15 protein-coding genes are annotated in these 20,745 nt (G+C 64.5%); 9 read left to right on the top strand and 6 right to left on the bottom strand.

The features are described from left to right. Nucleotides 1-112: 112 nt before the first annotated feature. Together HL671_RS28350 and HL671_RS28345 are read right to left on the bottom strand one after the other, a co-directional pair. On the bottom strand, nt 113-850 hold the full coding sequence (locus tag HL671_RS28350; protein WP_083780801.1) for a DUF2927 domain-containing protein: 738 nt from the start codon (nt 848-850) through the stop codon (nt 113-115). A gap of 121 nt (nt 851-971) precedes the next feature. Then, on the bottom strand, nt 972-1,544 hold the full coding sequence (locus HL671_RS28345; protein WP_012046493.1) for a L,D-transpeptidase: 573 nt from the start codon (nt 1,542-1,544) through the stop codon (nt 972-974). 271 nt (nt 1,545-1,815) lie between these two features. Here HL671_RS28345 and HL671_RS28340 point away from each other — a divergent pair, with 271 nt between their 5' ends. Both HL671_RS28340 and HL671_RS28335 read left to right on the top strand, forming a co-directional pair. Then, entirely contained in the window at nt 1,816-3,363 is a 1,548-nt protein-coding gene (locus HL671_RS28340) for an acetolactate synthase large subunit (protein ID WP_172240837.1), read from the top strand. A 137-nt stretch (nt 3,364-3,500) separates the two neighbouring features. Next, nucleotides 3,501-4,016: a hypothetical protein gene (locus tag HL671_RS28335; RefSeq protein WP_172240834.1), complete on the top strand. Its 516-nt coding sequence runs from the start codon at nt 3,501-3,503 to the stop codon at nt 4,014-4,016. 233 nt (nt 4,017-4,249) lie between these two features. Here the strand turns inward: HL671_RS28335 and HL671_RS38535 are convergent, their stop codons facing one another. Together HL671_RS38535 and HL671_RS28325 are read right to left on the bottom strand one after the other, a co-directional pair. Beyond that, the gene (locus HL671_RS38535; RefSeq protein WP_244424211.1) at nt 4,250-4,594 is read right to left on the bottom strand and encodes a hypothetical protein; all 345 of its coding nucleotides are present in this window, start codon (nt 4,592-4,594) and stop codon (nt 4,250-4,252) included. Between the two features lie 705 nt (nt 4,595-5,299). Beyond that, entirely contained in the window at nt 5,300-5,746 is a 447-nt protein-coding gene (locus HL671_RS28325) for a hypothetical protein (protein WP_172240831.1), read from the bottom strand. 816 nt (nt 5,747-6,562) lie between these two features. Here HL671_RS28325 and HL671_RS28320 point away from each other — a divergent pair. After that, entirely contained in the window at nt 6,563-10,000 is a 3,438-nt protein-coding gene (locus tag HL671_RS28320; RefSeq protein ID WP_172240828.1) for an AAA family ATPase, read from the top strand. Between the two features lie 16 nt (nt 10,001-10,016). After that, nucleotides 10,017-10,850: a protein-L-isoaspartate O-methyltransferase family protein gene (locus HL671_RS28315; protein ID WP_012046486.1), complete on the top strand. Its 834-nt coding sequence runs from the start codon at nt 10,017-10,019 to the stop codon at nt 10,848-10,850. 65 nt (nt 10,851-10,915) lie between these two features. On the opposite strand, the gene HL671_RS28310 is transcribed toward HL671_RS28315, so the two are convergent. After that, nucleotides 10,916-12,679, bottom strand: coding sequence for a sigma-54-dependent Fis family transcriptional regulator (locus tag HL671_RS28310; protein WP_172240825.1), 1,764 nt, complete (start codon nt 12,677-12,679; stop codon nt 10,916-10,918). A gap of 353 nt (nt 12,680-13,032) precedes the next feature. Between HL671_RS28310 and HL671_RS28305 the strand changes: the two genes are divergently transcribed. The 4 genes from HL671_RS28305 to HL671_RS28290 all read left to right on the top strand — a co-directional run bounded on the left by HL671_RS28305 (nt 13,033) and on the right by HL671_RS28290 (nt 17,830). After that, nucleotides 13,033-14,505, top strand: coding sequence for a benzaldehyde dehydrogenase (locus HL671_RS28305; RefSeq protein ID WP_012046484.1), 1,473 nt, complete (start codon nt 13,033-13,035; stop codon nt 14,503-14,505). An 80-nt stretch (nt 14,506-14,585) separates the two neighbouring features. Further along, entirely contained in the window at nt 14,586-15,686 is a 1,101-nt protein-coding gene (locus HL671_RS28300) for an NAD(P)-dependent alcohol dehydrogenase (RefSeq protein WP_172240822.1), read from the top strand. 135 nt (nt 15,687-15,821) lie between these two features. Next, nucleotides 15,822-16,766 (top strand): alpha/beta fold hydrolase, encoded by a 945-nt coding sequence (locus HL671_RS28295; protein ID WP_172240819.1) that lies wholly within the window; start codon nt 15,822-15,824, stop codon nt 16,764-16,766. A gap of 176 nt (nt 16,767-16,942) precedes the next feature. After that, a complete protein-coding gene (locus HL671_RS28290; protein ID WP_063719767.1) occupies nt 16,943-17,830 on the top strand; it encodes a helix-turn-helix transcriptional regulator in 888 nt (295 codons plus the stop codon). A gap of 30 nt (nt 17,831-17,860) precedes the next feature. Here the strand turns inward: HL671_RS28290 and HL671_RS28285 are convergent, their stop codons facing one another. Beyond that, nucleotides 17,861-18,889: a helix-turn-helix transcriptional regulator gene (locus HL671_RS28285; RefSeq protein WP_172240816.1), complete on the bottom strand. Its 1,029-nt coding sequence runs from the start codon at nt 18,887-18,889 to the stop codon at nt 17,861-17,863. A gap of 147 nt (nt 18,890-19,036) precedes the next feature. Here HL671_RS28285 and boxC point away from each other — a divergent pair, with 147 nt between their 5' ends. Then, nucleotides 19,037-20,725: a 2,3-epoxybenzoyl-CoA dihydrolase gene (boxC, locus tag HL671_RS28280; RefSeq protein ID WP_012046479.1), complete on the top strand. Its 1,689-nt coding sequence runs from the start codon at nt 19,037-19,039 to the stop codon at nt 20,723-20,725. The last annotated feature ends 20 nt before the right edge of the window (nt 20,726-20,745 follow it).

Raw genomic sequence — 20,745 nt, 5'->3', positions numbered from 1 at the left:
TGTCACTCAGCCTGCCGGATCGCGAGTCCGGACTTCCCCGGGACGACAATGGTGGATCGAGGTGCTGTCCGGCCTCACAACCGATCGCTTCCACCCCAAACTCCTGCGCTCCTCATTCCGGGAGATTGTTGACCTTCTTCACCCAGACGCGGACGTCGGTGAGCACGTCCGGCAGCACCGCCTTGACTTCGGCGAGCGTCATGCCGGCCTTGACGCGCGGATCATAGAGGAGGTTGAGGATGTACTGGTCGTAGACGTCGAAATAGCCCATCGAGACGTTGTCATTGAACATCGTCCAGGGCACGCTCGCGGTGTCGTTGATCGGCCCGAGCGACTGCAACAGCTCCTCATAGGCGCAGTCGAGAAAGACGAAATCGCCGTTGTCGACCGTCAGAATGACGTCGGAATGCTCGATCTCGAAGGCCTCGTTCTTGCGGAAGCCGGAGAGGCATTGCGGGTCGAGTGAACTCTTGATCTCGCGCGCGCGCTCGCTGCCATAAGACTGGCTGATCGTGTGGTAGAGGTCGCGGTCGCGCACCAGCTTGACGCGGACATTGGCGTCGCCGTCGGTCTCGGTCATCGCGATGTCGAGATGGCGCACGCGCGCGGCGATGTCGCCGATCACCCTGGCGAGCTGTGCCTTGCGGTCGGCGCGGCGGCCATCGGCAAACACCCGGACCGGAGTGCTGTACTTCCTGATGCGGTCGACCCGTCCGGCGAGGTGATATTCGGCGCCGAACGCGGTCTTGAAGAAGCCGTCGGTGATCTCGGCGTCGGTGAAGCTCTTCTTCTCGGCACGCTGGCGGGCCGCGATCGCCGGAATCTCCGCCGTCGAGGCCGGCAGCGGCATCGTCGTCACCGCAAGCAGGCTCAGCGCGGCGGCCGCCAGCCGCAGGAACGCCCGCCCGGTGCGGGCGGGTCCGTGGTCGGCATCAGCGGTCCGCCGGCGCGGCATCGGGTGGGTCCAGCTCTCAGTTCTTGACGATCACGGTCGTGCCGACCGCCACGCGATCATAGAGGTCAGCGACGTCCTCGTTGGTCATGCGGAAGCAGCCCGACGACACCGCCTGGCCGATCGTCTCCGGCTCGTTGGAGCCGTGGATGCGGTACAGCGTGGAGCCGAGATACATCGCGCGGGCGCCGAGCGGGTTTTCGATGCCGCCCGCCATGTGACGCGGCAGATCGGGACGGCGGCGCAGCATCTGTGCCGGCGGGGTCCAGGCCGGCCACTCCTTCTTGGCGGTGATGCGATGCACGCCGCTCCAGCGGAACCCGTCACGGCCGACGCCGATGCCGTAGCGCAGCGCCTGGCCGTTCCCCAGCACCAGATAGAGCCGGCGCTCTGACGTGCTCACAACGATGGTGCCGGGCGCATACTGGCCCTGGAACATTACCGTCTCCCGTGGAATCGGGCTGACGCCGCCCTGGAAGAAGTTCGGCCCGCCGCCGAAGACGTCACGCGAATCGAAGAACTCCGCACGCGCCATTGCGGTGCTCGCGAGCGACGCGACCGCAGCAATTCCAAAAGCAATAGACCGCTTCATTTCCATCCCCTGAGATCAATCCAATTGCATCGCAGACAGGCCATAAACGTCCGTGTTTCGCAACCCACGGCGCCGTGAGGCTGGCCGGCGGTGCTGGTCCCGTGGCCCAAATCCCACGGCGATCCCGGTCCTGCCTGCTCCGGCCTGCGACGCCCGGCATCGGCATGGCCGCGATGGCTGCAATGCGGCTGCGCCCTTTGACGCCGCAGGCGAACAATGATTGATCTGCCTCACCTTGCAAGACAACGCGCGGGATCAACGGGAGAACATGATGAACGGTGCGGAAAGCCTGGTGCGGACCCTGGTCGCGGGGGGCGTTGACGTCTGCTTTACCAATCCGGGTACCTCCGAGATGCATTTCGTCGCGGCGCTCGACCGGGTCGAGGGCATGCGCTGTGTGCTCGGCCTGTTCGAGGGCGTGGTCACCGGCGCCGCCGACGGCTATTTCCGCATGAAGGGAACGCCGGCCTCCACCTTGCTCCATCTCGGCCCGGGCTTGGCCAACGGTCTTGCCAATCTGCACAATGCCAAGAAGGCACGTTCCGGCATCGTCAACATCGTTGGCCAGCACGCGACCTACCATATCGGCTTCAATGCGCCGCTGACCTCCGATATCGAGGGCCTGGCGCGGCCGATGTCCGACTGGGTGCGGACGTCGCCAAGCGCCAAGGCGGTGGCCGCCGACGGCGCCGCCGCGATCGCCGCCGCCCGGAGTGCGCCGCCGCAGATCGCGACCCTGATCCTGCCCGCCGACACCGCCTGGAACGACGCTGACGGCATCGCCGACGTGCCGGCGGAGACGCAGCGCCCGAGCTATTCGGCCGACGCCGTCGAGAAGGCGGCCAGGATCCTGCACGCCCACGGTCCGGAGACGCTGGTGCTGATGACCGCCGGCGCGCTGACCGAGCAGGGTCTCGCCTTCGCCCAGCGCATCGCCGGCAAGACCGGTTGCCGGGTGATGGGGCAGACCTATCATCCGCGGATGGCACGCGGGGCGGGACGGTTCTCGATCGACCGCATTCCCTATGTCATCGAGCAGGCGCTGCCGATCCTGAAAAACTATAAGCACATCGTGCTGGTCGAGGCCAACGATCCCGTCGCCTTCTTCGCCTATCCGAACAAGCCGAGCGTGCTGAAGGCCGAGGGCACCGAGGTGCACCGCATGACCGCTTGGGGCGAGAATTCCGCCGCCGCGCTGGAGGCGCTCGCCGACCATCTCGGCGCCAAGGCCCAGGACGTGAAGCCGCAGCAGCTCGCCGAGCTGATCAAGCCGACCGGGGCGCTCAATCACACGACGATCGCCCAGGCGATCGCCTATGCGATCCCGGAGAATGCGATCATCGTCGATGAATCCATCACCACCGGGCGCGGCTTCTTCCCGCCGACCGCAGCCGCCAAGCCGCATGACTGGCTGCAGAACATGGGCGGCTCGATCGGCTTCTCGACCCCGGTCGCGACCGGCGCCGCGGTCGCCTGTCCGGATCGGAAGGTCATGTGCCTGGTCGGCGATGGCAGTGCGATGTACACGATCCAGTCGCTGTGGACCCAGGCGCGCGAGAACCTCAACGTCGTGACGGTGGTGTTCGCCAACAGGATCTACCAGATCCTGCGCGGCGAGTTCGACGGCGTCGGGGCCGGCCAACCCGGCCAGCGCGCCCAGGACATGCTCAAGATCGACCGACCGACGCTGGACTTCGTCGCCATGGCCAAGGGCATGGGTGTTCCCGGCCGCGCCGTCACCACGGCCGACGAGTTCAATGCGGCGCTGGCCGAGGCGAATGCGGAATTTGGCCCGCGCCTGATCGAAGTGCAGATGTAAGCGTCCTCGCCCGCAACCGGCGGCCGCAAATCGGCCGCCGGTTGATGGCAGCGTCATTGCCGCATTTTGATGGTTGGCGACTCAGCCCGATCACGTGTTGATGGGGGCGTCTCCATCGTTTGTTCTGTTTGGGCGGCATGCACAGCGAATTGAACCGGCTGATATCTGCGCTGCAGGAGTTCTACGCGCGCGAGCGCTTTATCCTCGATCGGGATCTCGGCGAACGCACCCTGACGCACCGCCTGGCGGTGCATATCGAGCGCAACTTCCTGGGCTGGGATGTCGACTGTGACTACAATCGCCTCGGCGATCGCGCCATGCTGCTGCCGAGGGGGTCGATCGTCTCGACCGACGACGACCTGGCCAAGTCGATCTACCCAGACGTCGTGGTGCACAAGCGGGGCGTCCCCGACAATCTGCTCGCGGTCGAGGTGCGCAAGGCCGGCAATCATCAGCCACTGGCGCATGACCGTCACAAGCTGATGGCGCTCACCGATCCGCACCTCTGGTTTGCCTATTGGATCGGCGTGCTGCTGATTCTCGACCGCCGCAGCGTGCTGACACCCGAGGTCTATGTCGGCGCGCGGATCGATCCGCCGCTGTCGGCCTGGTTCGCCGGGCGATTGCAGCAGCTCGGACTGACCGCTTCATAGAGCGTGATCCGGGAAAGCGACAACCGGATTTCGGCACGATCTCGCTGCAACAACAGCTCACGTCATGACGCGCCTGCGCGTGATGATCTGGCCGGATCAGTCGGTGGTGCTGCGGCCGGTGGCGGATCGAGCGCGGCCTGGATTGGATGGAAGAGGAGCGAGGGGCGACGCATCTGCCGCGCGGGGCGGCGGGCGCCGGGCGTGCCCAAGAGAGGCACGCCCGCGCTGAGGGGCTACTTCGACATGCCGTCGCCGGACGTCTTCTTGGCCGCCTTCTTCTTCGTCTTGCTCATCTTCATGTCGTCGCCGCCGCTCATGGCGTCGCCACCCTTGGCCGCCTGGCCGGTGGTCGTCATCGGCTTCTCGGTCGACTGGGCAAGAGCAGCCGACGAGACGAATGCGAGCGCGGCGGTGGCGATGATCAGTTTACGCATGCGGAAAACCTCCGTGGGTTGGAAACGCGCGGGACCATAGGCGAATTCGTCCCGCGGCGTTCTGACGCGGGAATCAGGAAAACGTGAGAGTTCCGCCCTGCAAAAGCCGCCTTGCGCCGCCGCCACGGACAGCAGCAGGCGCATTCTGTGGCGCCTGCGGTGGACGCAGGGGGCTTATGCACATGAATTCGCGTGATGCCGCCGGGTGTTCGACCCTCGCGGGGCCGTTCGATGGTCAGGGCCGAAGCCGTCGCTCGCGATTTGCGCTGCGCACCGGCCCGCCGGCAAACCGGAAGCAGGATGCCGATCACGTCATCATGGCCTCACCGGGCGATCATGAGCCCCGCCGATGCCCGGCAGGCCCATCCGCGAGCTCGATGACGGCCCGCTGCCGGATCAGATGACGCATTTGCGACAAGCGGCCGCTCGCGAGGTCCAGCCCGACAATTGATGCGATCAGGTGATGGCGAACGGTTCGACGAGGAGGTCGTGGGAGCTCGGTTTGATGAAGCCGAAAAAAGGACGTGCGGCGCTCACCGATGGCCACCAAGCGCGTTGGCGATCAGCAGTTCGGCCTCGAGGCGAGGGCCGGAGCCCAGTCATGAACAAAGCGAGAGCGAGGCCGGGGGAGGTAGGAGGTTTGCGGTTGACTTGCCGACACGCGGCCTGACCGCGCGCGAACAACATGGACGGGCTGAACCAAAGCCGACGAGGATGGGTGTCCGGCAACGAATGCCATCCTCAGCAAACATCATCCTCAGCAAACAAGATTTGTCGGGATGAGCCGCTCAGCTCCGAATGCCCACCCGCGCCGGTCTAGCCGCGCCGCCTCTCGCCCTGTGCTGGGCCTTACCGTTTGGTCTTCTTGGTCTTCTTGGGTGCTTTCGGCTTGTCGCTCAGCTGATCGATTTCGTTCAGCTTGTCCTGGATCTCCTTGAGTTGCGTGTTGAGGACTTTCCTCAACTCCGCCTTCTGCTTCTCGCTCAAAAGTTTGGGGTCTAGGTATTTGAGGGCCATTGCAATTCCCTTTGAACTGATTCTAGCCAAATGAACCCCGGGACGTTGCTTGCTGGCGAGGAAAGAATCAAGACGAGATTGACTGATCTGCGTTGGATTGCCGGGCATCATCGGCCGTTGAAGTTTGGGCGCGATATCGCGTCGGGCCTTTGCGAACGGACGCTGCTGCAAGCTGTCTTTGCTGGCGCGGCCAGCGAGTTCTGTCCCGCCATGATCGTCGATGGCGACAGGGGGTCCAACACCGAATGCGGATGTTGTCAGTACATCGGTGGTGGTCATGGGCTGCATCAGAAATGGAGGTGCAGCGCATCGAAGTCCGACCGGTCGACGGTGCAGGCATGGGGTGCATTGTCGGAGAGACAGATCCGGCAAGCCAACGGATCGCTGCCGCGCTGAGCGTCGGCGGCCGCGTGTCACGGAGGATCTCTGTCGGGTCCCGCTAAGACTGGCGGCCTCTGGACGGGGAGCGCCGATCGCTATCAAGAACGAACAAAGAACGAGAGGCGGGCGGACGATGCCGCCGCGATCGCACGACCTGCAGATGGAGGTCGGGCGGTCGCGGCCGCTGTGATATGGTCGAGCTCCCCTGGCTGGGCAGCGGCTCGGCACCGCTCCTCAGCGTGTGTGCTGTTCTGCTCAGTCTTTGAGCGCGCGGAGTGGGAATCTATCAGCTCGATCTGAGCTGGTGACGTGGCAACACGGCTGTAGTTGCCGGGTCGCGGCGGGCGAGCCGGGGCGCGGCGACTTTCGCTGAGTGAATTATATAAGTGTCTGGAGCGAGATGTCCGTCCGGCCACCGAGCCATCGCGTGGCCGTGAAGGCATGGCGCCGGGCCGGGGCGTGCTGTCCCCTCATGGTCGCGCCAGGCGGGCCAAAAGCTCTGTCATCGGCCCGAAATCCAAGACCTCGACGGCGTGATCCGATAGGATGGCGTAACCTGCCTGGTGTTGCCAAATGCATCCAAGATCAAGTGCGGCGCGCAGACTGTCCACTAGCGCTGAAGTCTGTCCGAGACAGAAACAGTTCTGAACTTTTGCATAATGTACTTGCGGTGCTATCTTTTGGTGTCCGATCATACGGCCGCACGGATTGGTAATGGCTGAGGAAGAACCAAGCGTTGAAGTCCAGAGCGGTCTGAAAAACTGGCTCGAGAGTATTGGCCTTGGCCAATATGTCGGCCTGTTCGAGCGGCAGTGCATCGACCTGGATGTCGTTGCCGATCTCACCGAATCCGATCTGGCACAACTTGGCCTGCCCATCGGGGACCGCCGGCGACTCCAGCGCGCGATCGCGGCTCTCAACAACGGCGCCGGCAGCACTCTTGTGGTCAATGGCCGTAGAGCCTCCGGCGTCACGTCCGGCGCTGAACGGCGGCAGCTGACCGTGATGTTCTGCGACCTCGTGGGGTCGACGTCGCTTTCGGAACGGTTCGATCCCGAAGATGTCCGCGACATCATCGCCGCCTACCGCGAGACTTGTGTCGCCGTGTTGGGACGTTATGAGGGGTTCGTCGCCCGCTACATCGGAGATGGCATTCTCGTCTATTTCGGCTACCCGAATGCGCATGAGGACGATGCCGAGCGCGGCGTTCGCGCCGGGCTCGAGATCGTGCGCGCGATTTCAGCGCAGTCCGAGGAGCCGAACCGCGTCTTCACGGGAGCGCTTGCCGTCCGGATCGGGATCGCGACCGGCCCGGTCGTCGTCGGCGATCTGATCGGCAAGGGCACCGAGGAGCGCGATTCCGCGGTCGGGGAAACGCCCAACCTCGCCGCCCGATTGCAGGGACTGGCGCCGCCCAACGGCGTCATCATCGCCTCGTCGACCAAGTCTCTCGTGAATGCAAGGTTTCACTATGAAAGCCTCGGTGGGCATCTGCTCAAGGGGATCTCGGAGCGAATCCAGGCTTGGAAAGTGGTCGGCCCGTCGCGCGTAGAGAGCCGGTTCGCTGCGGCGGTCGGAGCCAAGCTGACGCCGCTCGTGAACCGTGAGGAAGAAATCGCGCTGCTGCTCATGCGCTGGCAGGAGGCCAGAAGGGGCGGTGGTCAGGTCGTCATTCTGTCGGGCGAAGCGGGAATCGGAAAATCGCGCATCGTGCAGGAGTTGCGGGAGCAGATCGCCGGCGAGCCGCATGGGCAGGTCTCGTTTCAGTGCTCTCCCTATTACACCAGCACGGCGCTCTATCCTTTCGCTGAGCACCTGAAGCTTGCGATCGGACTCGATCACGACGATTCGTCGGAGAACGTCCTGACCCGGCTCGAAGCGGCAATCCTCGCTTGCGGTACTGAGGCGGTTCGGGTGACCCCGTTGCTTGCGGCCTTATTGTCGATCCCTACGCATCATCGCTACCCGCCCCTCGTGCTCTCTCCCCAGCAGCAGCGAGACGCGACGGTCGGTGCGCTGGCGGACTACTTTATCGGGCTGGCCCGTGACAAGCCGCTGTTGGTTGTCCTCGAAGATGCGCATTGGATCGATCCGACGTCTCATGAAGCGCTCGAGCTGCTCGCCGATCGCATTCAGAACGAACCCGTTCTGATCGTCATCACATCCCGGCCCGAGTTTCAGCCGGCTTGGACCGCGCATTCCCACATTACGACATTGACGCTCAACCGGCTCAGTCTGCAGCTGCGGACGATCCTGGTGGAGCGGGTCGCCGGTCCGAAGACGCTGCCAAAGGAGCTCGTCGACGAAATCATCGTCAAGACCGACGGGGTCCCGCTGTTCGTCGAGGAGCTGACAAAGGCGGTGCTGGAGTCGAGTGCCGAGGGCGAGAAGGACGGGCAGCAGTTCGCTTCCGGTGCGTTTCGTCAGCTCGCCATTCCCGCCACGCTGACCGACTCCCTGATGGCCCGGCTCGATCGCATGGGGCCGTTCAAGCGCGTCGCGCAAATCGGCGCAACAATCGGCCGGGAGTTCTCATACAGCATCATCCGCGCCGTGGCGGATCTGGCCGAGGAGCAGCTCAACGCCGCGCTGGTTCACCTCGAAGATGCCGGTCTGATCGTGCGCCGGGCCCAGGCGCCGGACTCGGTCTACCTCTTCAAGCATGTGATGATTCAGAATGCGGCCCATTCGAGCCTGTTGCACAGCGAGAAGAAGAAGCTTCACGCGAAGATCGCGGTCGTGCTTGCCGAGATGTACCCGGAGCGTTCCGAGCGCGAACCCGAGCTTCTGGCCTATCACTTCACGGAATCGGGGCAGAGCGAGGTCGCGGTCGGTCTGTGGTTGAAGGCCGGCAGGCAGGCTGCGAAGGCCGGCGCCAATCTTGAAGCGATCGGCCACCTCCGACGCGGTCTCGAAGTGGTGCGGAGCAGTCCGCAGATGCAGGAGCGCGACGAATCCGAGCTCGCTCTGCGCGTGGCGTTGGGAGCGGCCTTGATCGCAGGCAAGGGCTATTCGGTGCAGGAGGTCGAGGACAATTATACAAGGGCGCTCGCGCTTGGTCAGCAGTGCAACGACAAGCCCACCATCTTCGCCTCGATGCGCGGCCTCTGGGTCTATCATTTTATTCGCGCCAATTTGGCGAGAGCTGACAATCTGAGTGGTGATCTGCTGGCCTTCGCGACGCGCACGGACCCGGACGAGACCGCGGAGGAAGCTCTTGAGAAGACGGGTTATCTGATCGAGGCCCAACGAGCGACCGCGCAAACCATGCTCTACCAAGGTCGGTTCGCCGAAGCGCGACATCACGTCGACCAGGGCATTCGTCTCTATGACGCCAATCTGCATAATCACCTGGCCGAGATCCACGCGATCGATCCCGGCATCGTCCTGTTGGCCTATCGCGGATATGTCGAGTGGTTTCTCGGTCGCCCGGAGACGGCGCGCCGCGCCATCGAGCAGGCGATCTCCTATGCGGAGCAGAAGCGGCATCCATTCTCGCTCGCGTTCGCGTGGGAGTTCGGCGCCTATCTGTGCCAGCACCTCAAGGACGTCCAAGGAACGATGGACTATGCCAAGAGGGCCCTGGTGGTCTCGTCCGAACACGGATTTCTGCATTGGAGGCACCAGGCGACCATCCTGCAGGGCTGGGCGCTCGCTCAATTCGGTCAGATCGATGAGGGATTGAACCTCATACGCTCGGGCCTTGATGCCTATAAGGCGACAGGTTCCTGGCTTGCGACATCATGGTTCGAGAGTATGCTCGCGAGTGCGTATTTTGGCGCCGGCCGTCCAGACGCTGCATTGAGAGCCTTGGATGATGCGCTCTCAATCGCGAAGCGGAACGAAGAGAGATTTTTCCTCGCCGAGGTCTATCGTCTGCAAGGCGAGATTACCCAGACCCTCGATAGCCCGACGGCGTTGCAGGATGCGGAGGATTGTTACGCGCTCGCGCTCGATATCGCCCGCAAGCAGAACGCGGTGGCGTGGGAGCTCCGAACCGCCGTGAGCCAGGCGATGCTTTGGCGCGACATCGGCAAGCATCAGCTGGCGCTCGACTTGCTCGCGCCGATCGTCGGCAAGATCGACGAAGGAGTCAGCACCGCCGACGTCACAAAGGCGTCGACATTGCTGGCCGAGCTGAGGTCGATGTGATCAGGAGACCGGCTCGATGAGCGATGTTGCGGCGGCCCGCCGGCGTTACGCCGATGAAATTGCGCGCAACGAGAAGATCACATCGCCGCGCTTGGTGCAGGCCTTGGCCACCGTTCCCCGCGAGCGCTTCCTGGACCAGGGACCGTGGCGCATCCGGAGCGGCACGGTGCGCGACTATTGGAGCACGCAAAGCGCGGATCCGATCCATCTGTATTCGGATGTGCTCGTCGCCATCGATGAGAGCCGCCAGCTCGATACGGGGCTGCCGAGCCTGTGGGCGCATGTGTTCGACGTGCTCGACATCAAGGAAGGCGAGCGCGTCGTGCAGATCGGATGTGGGCTGGGCTACTACGCGGCGATCTTGTCCGAGCTGGTCGGCAGGCGTGGAACGGTCATTGCGATCGACTGTGAAGAGGCGTTCGTCGCGCGCGCCGAAGCCAATCTGCGCGATTGGCGAAATGTCGAGGTCGTGCATGGCGACGGGTTCGAGGCGATACCCGGGCCGGCCGATGTCGTCGTCGTCCACGCCGGGTTCGGCTATCCACATCAATCGTGGATCGATTCGCTCGGACGGACCGGTCGTCTTCTGGTGCCGTTGACGGGGCCGGACAGGCAGGGGCGGGTGGTCAAGATCGCACGGTCGCCAGGCGGATATCGAGCAGATACGATCTGCGGGATCGAGATCTTTCCGTGCGCAGGGCGCGGCGATCCGGACGGCGACGCGCAGTTGACAGCGTGGTGGGCGCAGGCCTCCGCTCTCTCGCCGCTGTTTTGTCGTGACATTGAACGCGGCTTGCCCTCGCAGGTTTCGACAACGCCGCTCCGGAGAAAGACCCGCAGATCGTCGTGAGCGACTGGTGGATTACGCCGGGATCGCTCGCCGAGAAGGGGCTTTGATCCACAGGCGATTGCGGTTCACCGCTGTTTTCTGAGGCGATATTCGAGCTTGGCACGACTCATTCCGAGCGCGCGTGCCGCAGCTGAGACGTTGCCGTCGGCCGCGGCGAGCGCTCTCGCATAGAGCGCGTGCTCCGCGTGGCGGAGCGCCTCCACCTCCGATCCTGGCGACGACGGTTGACGTCGCCCTGCGTCGGCTGCGGACTCGGGAACCTGCTCGACGCGTCCCATGTCCGTCAGCCGCAATGCCGATGACAGGCGCTCATTGCCGATGAACAGATGATGCTGGTCGATCTGGCGCTCGTCATCGGCGAAGATGACACCGCGTTCGACGAGGTTCTGCAATTCACGGATATTGCCTGGAAAGCCGTAGCCGAGCAACGCGTCGGTCGCAGCCCTGGTGAAGCCGAGGACCTTGCGCCCGTGTTTCGCGTTGAACAGCCGCAGGAAATGCGACATCAGCAGCGGAATGTCGTCGCGACGCTCGCGCAGCGGCGGAATCAGGATCGGAAACACGCTGAGCCGGAAATACAGATCCTGGCGGAAGCGTCCGGCCTGAACCTCCTCGGACAAATCCACGTTCGCCGCGGCCACGACGCGCACATTGACCGGGATCGTCTTGCCTCCGCCGACCCGCTCGATCTTGCGCTCCTGCAATGCGCGCAGCAGCTTGCCTTGCGCGGAATAGGCAAGCGAGGAGATCTCGTCGAGAAACAGCGTGCCGCCCGAGGCGCGCTCGAAATAGCCGGGCCGGGACGCGATTGCGCCGGTGAAGGCGCCGCGTTCGACGCCGAACAATTCCGATTCCACCAGCGTTTCGGGGATTGCCGCACAGTTGATCGGGATGAAGGGGCCGCTTCGCCGGGCGCTCATGTCGTGGAGCTGGTTCGCAAACAGCTCCTTGCCGACGCCGGATTCGCCGATGACGAGCACCGTGGCGTCGGTCGGCGCCACCTTTTCCATCATCAGCCGTGTGCGCAGAAAGCCTGTCGACACGCCTACGGCGACGCCGCCGTCCATTGCTGGCGCCGGCCGACTTGCCCGGGACGGAACTCGGGGTGGCGCCGGTGATCGACGGCGTGCGCGCCACTCGAGTCCGAGATATTCGCGCTCCGGAGCGTCCTTGCCCCACGCCTCCGCCTCCCGCCCGATTACAAGGCAGCGCGGCGCACCCATTCCGGCACATTCCATCTCGCGAAAGATGACGGTGCGGCCGAGCAGCTTGGACGTGTAGCCCGAGGGATAGCCGGTCTGCATCCAGCACACCGGCTCGGACGCCAGTCCGTAGCCCGCAACATGCTCGGCGGCCTCGGAGGAATCGTCCCAGTGGAATTCGCCGTAATAGGTGCCCTTGGTCCGGTCGAACTCGAAATGCTTCGTCGTCACCTTGACGAAGCCTTCCAGTGTATGAACGCGGGGGCCTGCAGCGAGCGCGCGGGTCAGGTCGTCCTGCGGAAATCGTTGGCTGATCAGTTCGGCGTCGCGGACGCCTTGCATGAAGCCCACCCGCATGAAGATAGCGCGCGCCGTTTCGAAGCCGAACGCATCGATGATCTCGGCGCGAAGGCGTCCGAGCACCAGCGACTGCATCAGCACCATGCGTTGATCGTTCAGCCAGATGCGACCATCCCCGAGTGCAAAATGCAGCACCTCGGTCAGGTCCCGCAGCGTCGGACTGGCGCCATCTTCAAGCGCGCGGCTGGTGCCTCGGTCCGGCCGTTGCCCCTGTTGTTGAGCGGCTTCCGCGAGTGAGATCTTCCGATCCTGACGTCTTCCCGCCATCTAAAGTTTCATCATTTTCTTAACCAACCAACTCCGGATTCATGTTTTCATGAATCCACAGCGGAGGCAACCAGGCCCTCCTGTCCGCGAAAGCGTGCCGGGAAGCCTTTGAAGATAAGAAAAGAATTTCGGTTTTGACGACGTGCGCCACAACGTCCCGGCGGCCTGGCACGGTCCTTGCGAGCTACGTTTTGCGATCTGCGACGACAGCGGACGCGGGAGGAAGTCAGAGGCTCGGGCCTGGCGATGGCACCGGCGCGGCGTCGAACCGACGTTGTGCCTGGTTGAACAGCTCCGTCCTCTCCGTTCTCGCGTGCCCCATGATCGTTCGCGAGCTAACGGAGGATGGGACGTTGAGCATTCAGACTGACACCTTTCTTGATGCGGGCCGCTGGGAAGGCCGGGCGTTCTTTGCCGACTGGGCCGGGACATCCGCGGGCGTCATCGACGTCCGCGATCCGGCAACGGACGCCGTGATCGCCATGGTCGGCGTCGGCGGCGCGGACGACATTGCCCGCGCGGCGCAGCAGGCGCGCGCCGCCCAGCCGGCCTGGGCCAGGACGCTGCCCGCCGAGCGAGCCCGTATTCTCAACAAGGCCGCGGACCTGCTGGAGGCCAACAGCGCTGAACTCATTCCTTGGATCATGCGCGAATCCGGCTCGATCCAGCCCAAGGCCGGGATCGAGATCGAGCACGGCGCGCTGTTCATTCGTCATGCGGCGACGCTGGCGACGCAGCCCATGGGGGTGATGCTGCCGGCCATGGACGGCCGCAGCAATCATGCGCGGCGTGTGCCGCATGGCGTGGTCGGCGTCATCTCTCCCTTCAACTTCCCTCTGGTGCTGTCGGTGCGCGCGATCGCGGCCGCGCTCGCATGCGGCAACGCGGTGCTGCACAAGCCGGATCCGCGCACGCCCATCGCCGGCGGCATCATCATCGCCCGCATCTTCGAAGATGCGGGACTTCCGAAAGGCGTGCTGCAGGTCGTGCCTGGCGGGGCCGAGGCCGGCGAGGCGATGTGCAGGGATCCGAACATCGCCATGATCTCCTTCACGGGCTCGGCCGTTGCCGGCGCGAAAGTCGGTGAAGTGGCAGGACGTCATCTCAAGAAGGTGCAGCTCGAACTGGGCGGCAAGAATGCGCTGATCGTGCTCGATGACGCCGACCTGGATATCGCCGCGTCGAACGCCGCCTGGGGAGCCTTCTTGCACCAGGGACAGATCTGCATGGCGACGGGCCTCATCCTCGCCCATCACAGCGTGGCGGATGCGTTGACGGAGCGGCTGGTCACCAAGGCGGCGCACCTGCCCGTCGGTGACCCGTCCACGGGACAGGTCGCGCTTGGTCCCATCATCAGCGACAATCAGGTCGCGTCGATCCAGAAGATCGTTGACGATGCCGTTGCCAAGGGAGCGAAGCTGCTGGCCGGCGGCACCCATCAGGGACGGTTCTACGCGGCGACCGTGCTGGCAGGCGTGAAGCCGGGCATGCTGGCCTTCGAGGAGGAGATCTTCGGTCCGGTCGCGTGCGTCGTCTCGTTCTCCTCCGACGCGGAGGCCGTCGCACTCGCCAACGCATCCGACTACGGGCTGGCAGCGGGCGTGATCTCGTCGGATCTCGGGCGCGCCATGGCGATTGGCGAGCAGCTCAATGTGGGCCAGCTCCATATCAATGATCAGACGGTCAATGGTGGTCCGTTTGCGCCCTTCGGCGGACGCGGCAAGTCCGGCAATGGCAGTCGGATCGGCGGGCCGGCCGACATCGAGGAATTCACGCAGTGGCAGTGGATTTCCACCAAGGCGCAGGCCTCAGCCTATCCATTCTGACCTTGAACGATCAACTGCCGGTCCGGGGCGTTCCGGACCGGCTGGCGAGACGTGTCCCGTTTCCTGTCTTGGAGTCCATCATGCAGATCAAAGCCGCCGTCGCCCGCGTTCAGGGCGCTCCCCTGAGCATCGAAGCGCTCGACATCGAAGATCCCCGCGACAACGAAATTCTCGTCAAGGTCGTGGCCACCGGGGTGTGCCACACCGACCTGGTCGTCCGCGACGGCATGTTGCCGACGCCGCTGCCCGTGGTGCTCGGCCATGAAGGCGCCGGCATCGTGACCAAGGTCGGCCGCGCGATTTCCAAGGTCGATGTCGGTGATCACGTCGTCATGACCTTCAACTCCTGCGGCCGCTGCCCGAGCTGTCAGGACCATCATGTGAGCTATTGCCACGAGTTCTTTCCGCGCAACTTCTTTGCTGCCCGTGCCGATGGCACGAGTGCCCTTTCCAAGCAGGGCGAGCGCATCAACGGCAACTTCTTCGGCCAGTCGTCGTTCGCCTGCCACGCCATCTGTCACGAGGCCAATGTGGTGAAGGTCGATGCGAAGTTCGATCTGGAATTGCTGGGGCCGCTGGCATGCGGCATCCAGACCGGCGCCGGGGCCGTGATGAACGCGCTGAAGATCTCGGCCGGAAAATCCTTTGCCGTGTTCGGGGCGGGCTCAGTCGGCCTGTCGGCACTGATGGCGGCACGGGTGGTGGGTGCAGCGACGATCGTCGCTGTCGATACCAATGATGATCGCCTGGCCATGGCCCGCGAGCTCGGCGCCACCCACACCATCAATCCGACCAGGGTCGACGCCACCGAAGAGATCACGAAGATCACCGGCTATGGCGTCAACTTCGCGCTGGATACGACCGGCATGGCTGCAGTCATTCGCGGAGCTGTGATGAGCCTCGCTCCGATGGGCACGTGCGGCATTCTCGGCGCTTCGGCGATGGGAACTGAAATCACGCTCGACGAGGTGCACTTCATGAGCGGCGGTCGCCGCCTGATGGGCATCGTGGAAGGTGAGAGCGTGCCTGAGGTCTTCATCCCGATGCTGGCGGAGCTGAACGCGCAAGGACGCTTCCCGTTCGACCGGCTGGTGAAGTTCTACAGCCTCGACCAGATCAACGAGGCCATTCACGACTCCGAGACGGGCAAGACCATCAAGCCGATCGTGCGCATGAGCTGATCGGATCGTCATCTTCGGCGCGGTGCCATCGGGCTCGGCTGCAGACCATCGCGTGAATGGCGAGCTGACGACTACGTCATCCACGCTGCTGCCGGGCCGGCGATTACAACACCATGACCCATTCAGGAGAATAGATTGCTCATCGTTGTCTTCGTTGCTGCCGTTGCGGGGATTTTGCTTGCCATCGCGTTTCTTGATTTCATTGTCCCCGAATTCACCGCCAGACAGCTCCTCGCATTGCGTTTGCGGATCATGGGATTTGCCGACAAGCGGCTGAGCATACGCGGAATCAACATCGCATATTGGGAGGCCGGCAGCGGGGAACCGCTCGTTCTGCTTCACGGAATGGGCGTCGACCGCGGCACGCTTCTGGACGTCGCCGGCAAGCTGACGGGGCATTACCGCGTCATCCTTCCGGATCTCCCAGGGTTTGGCGACAGCGACAAGCCGGAGCGGGCCGACTACGGCATCTCGGCTCAGGTCGACAATCTCCGCGAGATCATCAAGGCCCTTGGCCTGCATCGGGTGCATCTCGGCGGCCACTCCATGGGAGGCTGGATCAGTGCCGGGGTCGCCGCATCCAGCCCTGAGATGGTCGAGAGCCTGTGGCTGATCTCCGCCGCGGGAACGTCTGAGCTCGATCACTCTCTGCCGATGGAGGCGTTCAGGCGCGGTGAATATGTCCTCTGTTGCCGCTCGCCGTCGGAGCTGCGTGGTGTCATGCACCTCGCGATGTTCAAGCTGCCGAGGCTTCCGTATTGTGTCTGGCAGGCCCTGGGGCGCCGCGCCGCGGCGAATTATGCGCTCCACACGCGTATCTTTGCCCGGATCATGCAGGACATCTCCGGCTACAATCTCGAAGAGCGGCTTCCCAAGATCACGGCGCCGACCCTCATCGTGTTCGGGGATTCCGATCGGCTTGTTCCGCCGTCCGCGCTGCGGACGTTCAAGCGGCTGATCCCCAACTCGCGTTCGATCCTGCTGAAGAATGTCGGGCATGTCCCGCAGATGGAGGCGGTCGACCGCTGCGCGAGCGACTATCTGGCCTTCCGGCAATCGCAGGAGGCGACTGGACGCTGAAGGCTCCGGAGACCTCGTCAGCCGCCGCCGGTTCCGCCGCACCCGGGTGGGGTGGCGGACGATCACGTCTGAAGCGCGCTTGTTGAGGACGCCGGCCGCGAGCCCCTGCAAGGTTCACATGGGCTGGATAAAGGCTTAGTGTCGCAGCGATTGCTGACGTCTCGAGCCGAGGAACGGTGAATAGCCCCGACGACAAGCCACCCGATACGTCCGGACGTGCGGCTGCATTCTTGTCGTTGGTCGGAGAACGGGTGCGGAAGGCGCGGGAACGCCGCGGCATCTCCCGGAACAAGCTGGCCGAATTGTCGCGCGTGTCGCTGCGCTACCTCGCTCAGCTCGAGAGCGGAAGCGGCAACATCTCGATTGCGCTGTTGTGGCGGATCTCCGAAGCGCTCGATCACCGCATGGAATGGCTGGTGGGATCCGACGATCCCTGGACCTCCGAGGTGGTCCGCTGCGCCGAGCTGTTCCGCGAGGCCAAGCGCGAGCAGCGTCGGCAGGTGATGCGGATCCTCGATCCGAGCCAGCCGGCGCAGCTGCGGCAGAAGCGGCTATGCCTGATCGGTCTGCGCGGCGCCGGCAAGACGACATTGGGGAAGCGGCTGGGCCAGGCGCTGGCACTGCCCTTCGTCGAGCTGAACAGGGAGATCGAGGAGGTCAGCGGCATCCCCGTCAACGAGGTCCTGGCGCTGTATGGCCAGGAGGGATATCGCCATCTGGAGCGGCGCGCGCTCGAGCGTGTCGTGGCGACCGCCGACGAGGTCGTGCTGGCGGTGGCCGGCGGCATCGTGGCGGAGCCCGAGACCTTCGCCTTCCTGCTGCGGCACTTCCATACGATCTGGCTGAAGGCCCGCGCCGACGAGCACATGGAGCGGGTCCGCGCCCAGGGCGATCTGCGTCCGATGAGCGGCAATCCGCAGGCGATGGACGAGCTGAAGTCGATCCTCGCAAGCCGCGAGGAGCTTTACGCGCAGGCGGAGCTCATGGTGGATACCAGCGGCCGGACCCCCGACGAAACCACGCGCGATCTGGTCGACAGCATCGCCAAGCTCGGCATCGTCTAATCATGCTGCGTTTCCACAGACACGCGTGATCTAGCGCTCCGCGGCCGCCTCGCATACCGGCCCGTTCGCGCCCGCTGCCGCGATGCGATTGCGGGCCACATAGGGGCAGCCGGCTGCGCAATAATTGCGGACCATCCGGAGCAGCGCCTGCACCGAGTCCTCGACGCGGGCGCCCGACGTATCGAGCGAGGCGCGGGCCCGCGCGTACAGGGCCTCGCGGCTCTTCAGGATGGTGACGAGCTCGCTCATCGCGCTGCTGTCGTCGGCCATTGGCCGGACATCGCCCTGCGCACGGACCCGCTCCATGTGCTCGGTCGGGCTGGCCTTGATCCAGATACAGAAGTACTCGGCGAGCAGGCGCTCGAAGGTGACCGGATCTGACACGATGCCGCCGCCCACGGCGAGCACCATGGGCCCGGGCTCCGCGACGATGCGCGCCAGCGCGGCCTGCTCGAACCGGCGATAGGCGTCCTGGCCGTAGAGCGAGAACACCTCGCTGACGGAGAAGCCGGCGTCCCGCTCGATTTCGCGGTTGAGCTCGACAAAGCGCCAGCCGAGCTGCTCGGCCAGCAATCGTCCGAGCGTCGATTTGCCGGCGCCGCGCAGCCCGATCAGCGCGACGCGATCGACCTGGATGTTGGCAGCCTGGGTCGGCCGATCGAGCGGGCGGCCCGTCAGCAGCGCCTTGACGTCGTCGATCACGACCGGCGGCGCCTGCATCAGCAGTTCGCGGATCAGCACCCAATCCTTCGGCCGGCCGGCGGGATCGGCAACGAGATCCTCGAGCTGGACGCCGGCGACCTCGGCGAGCCGGCGCAGCAGCATGATCGAGACATTGCCCTGGCCACTTTCGAGCTGGGCGATGTAGCGCTCTGACACGCCGGAGGTCTGGGCCAGCACCTTGCGGGACATCCCTCGCACCGCGCGCATCGTGCGCACGCGCGCGCCGAGCTCGCTGAGGAATCGATCGGGGACCGCCTCGCCTGCCACGCGGAAGCTGTCCTGGCGCTGGTCCTGCGGCGGCGCCGAGCGGCGCTGAAGGGGTCTGATCCTGCTCATAAAAATGCATAATAATACACAATCGAAAGCTCGTCGACTAAAAGTTCAGCGCTATTCTGCATATTCCTGCAGATTAGAGCTAGACAATGCAAAATAATGCACTATAAGAGCGACCCAGACATGCAAAATCATGCAGGGGAAACGGCCATGGCTGGCGCACCGCGGAAGCTCGCAAACGGAAAAGCGTTCATCGATTTCCAGACGGAACCGTCGCGCTACCGCCACTGGAAGCTGTCGGTCCAGGGCGAGACCGCGACGCTCGCGATGGATGTCGACGAGAATGCCGGGCTGTTCGAGGGCTATCAGCTCAAGCTGAACTCCTACGATCTCGGCGTCGACATCGAGCTTGCCGACGCGTTGATGCGGCTCCGCTTCGAGCATCCCAACGTCAAGGTCGTGCTGCTGCGCTCGGCCAAAGACCGCGTGTTCTGCGCGGGCGCCAACATCCGCATGCTGGCCGGTTCGGAACATCCGCACAAGGTCAACTTCTGCAAGTTCACCAATGAGACGCGCAACGCGATGGAGGATGCGAGCCAATATTCCGGCCAGCGCTTCGTCACGGTGGTGAACGGCACGGCTGCCGGCGGCGGCTACGAACTGGCGCTGGCGACCGACCACATCATGATGGTCGATGATGGCTCCACCGCGGTGTCGCTGCCCGAAGTGCCGTTGCTCGCCGTGCTGCCGGGCACCGGAGGCCTGACGCGCGTCGTCGACAAGCGGATGGTGCGCCGCGACCACGCCGACGTGTTCTGCACCATCGAAGAGGGGATCAAGGGGCGCCGCGCCGTGCAATGGCGCCTGATCGACGAACTGGTGCCTCCGTCGAAGCTCGAAGAGCGTGTCAAGGCGACGGCGTCCGATCTGGCGACCAAGTCGCCGCGCAGCGGTCCCGCCGAGGGCGTGAAGCTCACGCAGCTCGATCGCAAATTCCGCGCCGACGGCATCGACTACGGCTTCGTCCGGCTCGACATCGAGGCGGCGCAGCGGCTCGCCACCATCACGGTGCGTGTGGCCGAGGCGGCGTCAGCCAAGTCCGCCGCGGAGATCGTGGCGCTCGGAGCTGCGTTCTGGCCGTTGCAATGCGCCCGCGAGCTCGACGACGCCATTCTTCACTTGCGCAACAATGCCTATGAGATCGGAACGGTCATCTTCAAGACCGAGGGCGATCCCGAGGTCGCCCGCGCCTATGATGATCTGCTCGAAGCGCATCGCGACAATTGGTTCGTGCACGAGATCCGCCATTACTGGAAGCGCGTCCTGAAGCGCATCGATGTGACCTCGCGGACCCTGGTGGCGCTGATCGAGCCCGGCTCCTGCTTCGTCGGCACGCTCGCCGAGCTCGCTTTCGCCGCTGACCGCAGCTACATGCTGCTCGGCCAGTTCCAGGGCGACAATCGCCCGGCAGCGACGATCGAGCTGACGCGCGCCAATTTCGGCGCCTATCCGATGTCGCATGGCCTCACCCGCTTGCAGTCGCGCTTCCTGGCCACGCCCGACAAGCCGGCGCAGCTCGAAGCCAAGATCGCAACGGCGCTGGACGCCGACGAGGCCGAGGCGCTGGGGCTCGTCACCTTCGCATTGGACGACATCGACTGGGCGGACGAGGTGCGCGTGTTCCTCGAAGAGCGCGCGAGCTTCTCGCCCGATGCGATGACCGGTCTCGAAGCCAATCTGCGCTTCGCCGGGCCCGAGACGATGGAGTCCAAGATCTTCGCGCGGCTCACCGCCTGGCAGAACTGGATCTTCCAGCGGCCTAATGCGGTCGGCGAGGAGGGCGCGCTGGCGCGCTACGGCACCGGGCAACGCCCGACCTACGATCTGAGGCGCGTCTGACGCGCGCGGTTTGACAATAT

It is taken from the genome of Bradyrhizobium denitrificans, assembly GCF_013179005.1.
Taxonomy (GTDB): domain Bacteria; phylum Pseudomonadota; class Alphaproteobacteria; order Rhizobiales; family Xanthobacteraceae; genus Bradyrhizobium; species Bradyrhizobium denitrificans.
The sequence above is the reverse complement of the archived record's forward strand: the minus strand, read 5'-3'. Positions and strand labels throughout refer to the sequence as shown.

What these genes read in the sequence shown, in the direction of transcription:
- HL671_RS28350 (WP_083780801.1), bottom strand. Translation starts at nt 850, where the DNA reads ATGCCGCTGCCGGCCTCGACGGCGGAGATTCCGGCGATCGCGGCCCGC.
- HL671_RS28345 (WP_012046493.1), bottom strand. Translation starts at nt 1,544, where the DNA reads ATGAAGCGGTCTATTGCTTTTGGAATTGCTGCGGTCGCGTCGCTCGCG.
- HL671_RS28340 (WP_172240837.1), top strand. Translation starts at nt 1,816, where the DNA reads ATGAACGGTGCGGAAAGCCTGGTGCGGACCCTGGTCGCGGGGGGCGTT.
- HL671_RS28335 (WP_172240834.1), top strand. Translation starts at nt 3,501, where the DNA reads ATGCACAGCGAATTGAACCGGCTGATATCTGCGCTGCAGGAGTTCTAC.
- HL671_RS38535 (WP_244424211.1), bottom strand. Translation starts at nt 4,594, where the DNA reads ATGCGCCTGCTGCTGTCCGTGGCGGCGGCGCAAGGCGGCTTTTGCAGG.
- HL671_RS28325 (WP_172240831.1), bottom strand. Translation starts at nt 5,746, where the DNA reads ATGACCACCACCGATGTACTGACAACATCCGCATTCGGTGTTGGACCC.
- HL671_RS28320 (WP_172240828.1), top strand. Translation starts at nt 6,563, where the DNA reads ATGGCTGAGGAAGAACCAAGCGTTGAAGTCCAGAGCGGTCTGAAAAAC.
- HL671_RS28315 (WP_012046486.1), top strand. Translation starts at nt 10,017, where the DNA reads ATGAGCGATGTTGCGGCGGCCCGCCGGCGTTACGCCGATGAAATTGCG.
- HL671_RS28310 (WP_172240825.1), bottom strand. Translation starts at nt 12,679, where the DNA reads ATGGCGGGAAGACGTCAGGATCGGAAGATCTCACTCGCGGAAGCCGCT.
- HL671_RS28300 (WP_172240822.1), top strand. Translation starts at nt 14,586, where the DNA reads ATGCAGATCAAAGCCGCCGTCGCCCGCGTTCAGGGCGCTCCCCTGAGC.
- HL671_RS28285 (WP_172240816.1), bottom strand. Translation starts at nt 18,889, where the DNA reads ATGAGCAGGATCAGACCCCTTCAGCGCCGCTCGGCGCCGCCGCAGGAC.
- boxC (WP_012046479.1), top strand. Translation starts at nt 19,037, where the DNA reads ATGGCTGGCGCACCGCGGAAGCTCGCAAACGGAAAAGCGTTCATCGAT.